Source organism: Streptomyces sp. NPDC058375, from assembly GCF_042723425.1.
GTDB lineage: Bacteria > Actinomycetota > Actinomycetes > Streptomycetales > Streptomycetaceae > Streptomyces > Streptomyces durocortorensis.
In genome coordinates this window covers 1-5,156 of the sequence record NZ_JBHXJG010000368.1, presented here as the reverse complement: position 1 = coordinate 5,156, position 5,156 = coordinate 1, and the positions used below count along the sequence as shown (strand labels likewise).

3 protein-coding genes are annotated in these 5,156 nt (G+C 66.8%); 2 read left to right on the top strand and 1 reads right to left on the bottom strand.

Going from position 1 to position 5,156, the window contains the following annotated elements; genetic code table 11:
• Positions 1 to 68: 68 nt before the first annotated feature.
• On the bottom strand, positions 69 to 2,492 hold the full coding sequence (locus ACFWM7_RS33390; RefSeq protein WP_383268028.1) for a transglycosylase domain-containing protein: 2,424 nt from the start codon (positions 2,490 to 2,492) through the stop codon (positions 69 to 71).
• 739 nt (positions 2,493 to 3,231) lie between these two features.
• Between ACFWM7_RS33390 and ACFWM7_RS33385 the strand changes: the two genes are divergently transcribed.
• Together ACFWM7_RS33385 and ACFWM7_RS33380 are read left to right on the top strand one after the other, a co-directional pair.
• The gene (locus tag ACFWM7_RS33385) at positions 3,232 to 3,939 is read left to right on the top strand and encodes a PadR family transcriptional regulator (RefSeq protein WP_030707418.1); all 708 of its coding nucleotides are present in this window, start codon (positions 3,232 to 3,234) and stop codon (positions 3,937 to 3,939) included.
• A 59-nt stretch (positions 3,940 to 3,998) separates the two neighbouring features.
• The gene (locus tag ACFWM7_RS33380) at positions 3,999 to 5,081 is read left to right on the top strand and encodes an inositol-3-phosphate synthase (RefSeq protein WP_383268025.1); all 1,083 of its coding nucleotides are present in this window, start codon (positions 3,999 to 4,001) and stop codon (positions 5,079 to 5,081) included.
• The last annotated feature ends 75 nt before the right edge of the window (positions 5,082 to 5,156 follow it).

Genomic DNA, 5,156 nt, shown 5'->3' with positions numbered 1-5,156 from the left:
CAGGGTGGGTACGGCGGCCCTCGCCACTGTGCCGGTCCGGCCCGTGAGGGCCCCGGCCGACGGTCCGGCTATCCGGAGGTGCCCCAGATGGAGCCGGTTCCGCCCGGGTTGCCGTTGGCACCCTGGGCTCCGCCGTTGTCACTGCCGTCGGTCGTTCCGGAGTTGTCGCCGCCGCCGTCGGCTCCGGTGTTGTCGCCGCCTCCGCCGTCCGCGCCCCCGTTGTCGCCGCCGCCGTCGGCCCCGGCGTTCGCCCCGCCGTTGGCCTCCTCGCAGTTCGGGTCGAAGATGCCGCAGGTCTTGGTCGGCGTCGGCGTCGGGCTCGGGGTGGTCGGGGTCGGCGTCGGGGTCGGCGACGGGTCTTCGGAGGGCGTCTCCGACGGCGTGGGACTGGGGGTCGGACTGGGGCTGACCGCGCCGCCGCCCCACACGATGTCGCCCGGGTCCTGCGGCTCGGGGAAGGCGATGGCCTTCTTGCCCTTCATCGCCCCCGTCATGTAGTCGTGCCAGATGGAGGCCGGGAACGAGTTTCCGTGGATCTTCTCCTCGCCACCTGTCCCGAACATCTTCTCGAACTCGCGCTCCTTGTTCGTCTCGTCGTCGTCGAGCCGGAACATGCTGATGGCGGTCGAGATCTGCGGGGTGTACCCGACGAACCAGGCGGACCGGTTGCCGTCGGTCGTACCGGTCTTGCCCGCGGCCTCACGGCCCTCCAGACGGGCGGGCTTGCCCGTCCCGTTCTCCACGACGTTCTTCAGGACGTCCGTGACGTTGTCGGCGATCATCGGGCTGAAGGCGCGCTTGGGCTTCTTCTTGTGCTGGAAGACGACCTGCCCCTCCCGCTTCACCTCGGTCACCGAGTAGGTGTCGTTCTGCTGACCGCTCGTGGCGAAGGTGGAGTAGGCGCCCGCCATGCGGATGGCGCTGGGCGACGAGGTGCCGATGGAGAACGAGGGCACGGTCGCGTCCGCCATGAAGGTGTCGTCCTTCAGGCCGGCGGCGACGGCGACGTCCTTGACCTTGTCCGTCCCGACGTCCATGCCGAGCTGTACGAAGGGGGAGTTGGCGGACTGCTCCATGGCCTTCCGCAGGTCGATCTCACCGTAGTCGTAGTTGCCGTCGTTGGTCTGGCGCCATTCCTCGTCGTCCTCGTTCAGCCAGATCTTGCCCGTGTAGTCCTTGATTCGCAGGCCGTCGTCGCCGTTGTAGATGCTCTTCGGCGAGATCTGGGTGCGCTGGGATTCGCTCTGATCCGGAGGACCGGAGGGATCGCGCACGCCGTACTGCATGGCCGCCGCCAGCACGAACGGCTTCCACGTCGATCCGACCTGGGCGCCTGTGGCGTCGGCGTTGTTCGTGAAGTGCGTGGTGGCGTCCTGACCGCCGTACGTGGCGATGATGGCGCCGGTCTTCGCGTCCACGGAAGCGCCGCCGAACTCGACGTGCGTGTCCGTCTCGGGGCGCTCCTTGGGCCGGATCTTGGCCTTGTAGACCTTCTCCACCGCTGCTTCGAGCTGATCCACCCGCTTCTTCTGGAAGGTGGTGTGGATCTCGAAGCCGCCCAGTTCGAGGTCCTTGGCGGTGAGGTTCTTCTCGTTGTTGGCGAGGAAGTACTTCTTGGCGAGTTCCACCAGGTAGCCGGTCTGGCCGCCCAGCTTGGCGTCTGCCTTCTTCGGCAGCGGGTCCGGGAACTTCGTGTACTTGGCCCGCTCCGCCGCCGTCATCCGGCCGTCCTTGACCTGCTCGTCAAGGATCCACGCCCAGCGTTCCTTCGCCCGCTCGGTGTTCTTCGCCGGGGTCGCGTTCTTCTTGTCGATGTCGATGGCGCCGGCGGGGTCGTAGTAGCTCGCGCCCTTGAGCAGCGTGGCCAGGAAGGCGCACTCACTCGCGTCCAGCTCGTCCGCGTCCTTGTTGTAATAGGTGCGGGCTGCCGCCTGCAGGCCGGAGGCCCCACGTCCGTAGTAGGAGACGTTGAGGTAGCCGGCCATCACGTCTTCCTTCTCTTCCTCTCCTGCCACCTTGAGCGTGATGAAGAGTTCCTTGAACTTGCGGGTGAACGTCTGGTCCTGGGAGAGCCTGGAGTTCTTGACGTACTGCTGGGTGATGGTCGACCCGCCCTGGGTCTCGCCGCCCGTGGCCATGTTGAACAGAGCACGGCCGATGCCCTTCGGGTCGATGCCGCGGTCCGTCTCGAAACTCTTGTTCTCGGCGGAGATCACGGCGTTGCGCATCTCCTCCGGAATCTGCTCGTACTTGAGGATCTGGCGGTTGACCGCACCACCGGTCGCGACCATCTGGGTACCGTCGGCCCAGTAGTAGACGTTGTTCTGAGCCTTGGCCGTTTCGTTGACGTTCGGCTTGGACACCAGGGCGTACGAGATGCCCCCCACGCCCATCAGCAGTGCGAGGAACCCCAGGCAGAGCCCCGAGACCAGCTTCCACGAGGGCACCCAGCGACGGAACCCGTACTTGCCGTAGCGCGGGTAGTCGATCATCCGCTTCTTGCCGGGGCCACCGTTGTCGCGCCCGCGGCCCCCCGGGACATCGGGACCGCCGCCGCCCCCGCGCCGTCGGCCGCCACCGCCGCCCGCGCCGTGGCCCCCGGCGTCTGCGCCCCGGCGTCGGCTGCCCTTCTGGGCCGCACGGCGGGCCTCGGCACGACTGCCGTACTGAGGCTGCTCGCCGTACGACTCGGACGGTGATTCGGAAGGTGATGCCGACGTTGCTCTGCGTGACGGGACTGCTCGGCGTCCGGTCGACTGCTGGGCGGCTCGTCTGGCCGCGGCACGCCCGCCACCTTGCGGCTGCGGCGTTTTGCGACGGTGCTCGCTCATGGAACGACTACTCCTCGGGCAGGCGAGAGCGCCTGGAAGCGGCAGTTGAGATCCGGTCCCCCCGAATTACGGACAAGCCACTGCGGAAGGCTCATCCGCAGTACATCCGGCAGTCCGCGATGACTGACGCGCGAAAGCGCCTCGCGGTTCCCGGTGGTCTGCATGCCGCACAGACTACGCACGGTCAAAACCCGCCTAGGGCCGAACTTCACCCCAAACAACGCAAGTCGAACCCTGGGAATTGCCGATGTGACGCCGTTCACGAAGGTCACCCTTGTCGAACAGGACGGACCGATCTATCGTGCTGATGTATCGAGTCGATACATCAGCACGGCATAAGTGCGCCGGTGGTTCCGGTGGACCGTGCCGACGGAAGCAGCGGGAGAAGGAGGAGGCACCGGTGAGCCGACGCTCCGGCATCCTCGAGTTCGCCGTCCTCGGCCTGCTCCGCGAATCGCCGATGCACGGCTATGAGCTGCGCAAACGCCTCAACACCTCGCTGGGGATCTTCCGTGCGTTCAGCTACGGAACCCTCTACCCCTGCCTCAAGACGCTGGTGGCCAGCGGCTGGTTGATCGAGGAGCCCGCCGGTGACCCGGCGGACACCGCGCCGGTCACCGGACGCTCGGCCGCTTCCTCCTCCTCGCTGACAGGACGCCGGGCGAAGATCGTCTACCGGTTGACGGCAGAAGGTAAGGAGCACTTCGAGGAGCTGCTGTCGCACACCGGTCCGGATGCCTGGGAGGACGAGCACTTCGCAGCGCGCTTCGCCTTCTTCGGCCAGACCGAACGCGATGTGCGGATGCGGGTGCTGGAAGGCCGGCGCAGCCGACTGGAGGAGCGCCTGGAGAAGATGCGCGCCTCTCTCGCCCGCACCCGCGAACGACTCGACGACTACACACTTGAGCTGCAGCGGCACGGCATGGAGTCCGTGGAGCGCGAAGTGCGCTGGCTGAACGAGCTCATCGAGAGCGAGCGGTCGGGACGGGATCGGCGACGATCCTCGCCCGAGGGCTCCGCTCAGCAGGACACACCTGGAGAGACGGGCGGCCTGCCCCGGCATCGGGACAACACCCCGCCGGATCCGTCCGACGACACCGCCAAGTGAAGTCATCGCACTCCGCGGCGACTTCATCGGAAACACCGATTACACAGGGAGCAACCGGAATGGGTTCGGTTCGCGTAGCCATCGTAGGCGTGGGCAACTGCGCCGCCTCGCTGGTGCAGGGCGTCGAGTACTACAAGGACGCCGATCCGGCCGGCAAGGTGCCCGGTCTGATGCACGTCCAGTTCGGCGATTACCACGTCAGTGACGTCGAGTTCGTCGCCGCCTTCGACGTCGACGCGAAGAAGGTCGGCCTCGACCTCGCGGACGCCATCGGCGCCAGCGAGAACAACACCATCAAGATCGCGGACGTGCCGAACACGGGCGTGACCGTCCAGCGCGGCCACACCCACGACGGTCTCGGCAAGTACTACCGCGAGACGATCGAGGAGTCCACGGACGCCCCGGTCGACATCGTCCAGGTCCTCAAGGACAAGCAGGTCGACGTTCTCGTCTGCTACCTGCCCGTCGGTTCCGAGGTCGCCGCGAAGTTCTACGCGCAGTGCGCCATCGACGCCAAGGTCGCGTTCGTCAACGCTCTCCCGGTCTTCATCGCCGGCACCAAGGAGTGGGCGGACAAGTTCACCGAGGCCGGTGTCCCGATCGTCGGTGACGACATCAAGTCCCAGGTGGGCGCCACCATCACGCACCGCGTGATGGCGAAGCTCTTCGAGGACCGCGGTGTCATCCTGGACCGCACCATGCAGCTGAACGTCGGCGGCAACATGGACTTCAAGAACATGCTCGAGCGTGAGCGCCTGGAGTCCAAGAAGATCTCGAAGACGCAGGCCGTCACCTCGCAGATCCGCGACCGCGAGCTCGGCGAAGGCAACGTCCACATCGGCCCCTCGGACTACGTGGCCTGGCTGGACGACCGCAAGTGGGCGTACGTGCGCCTCGAGGGCCGCGCGTTCGGCGACGTTCCGCTGAACCTGGAGTACAAGCTCGAGGTGTGGGACTCCCCGAACTCGGCCGGTGTCATCATCGACGCCGTCCGTGCGGCGAAGATCGCCAAGGACCGCGGCATCGGCGGCCCCATCCTCTCCGCGTCGAGCTACTTCATGAAGTCTCCGCCCGTCCAGTACTTCGACGACGAGGCCCGCGAGAACGTCGAGAAGTTCATCAGCGGCGACGCCGAGCGCTGAACCGGCCTTCTCGGCTGACAGCTTCACCGGAGCGCTGAGCGGAGACGCTCACCTCCTCCTGCCGCACGTCGGGGG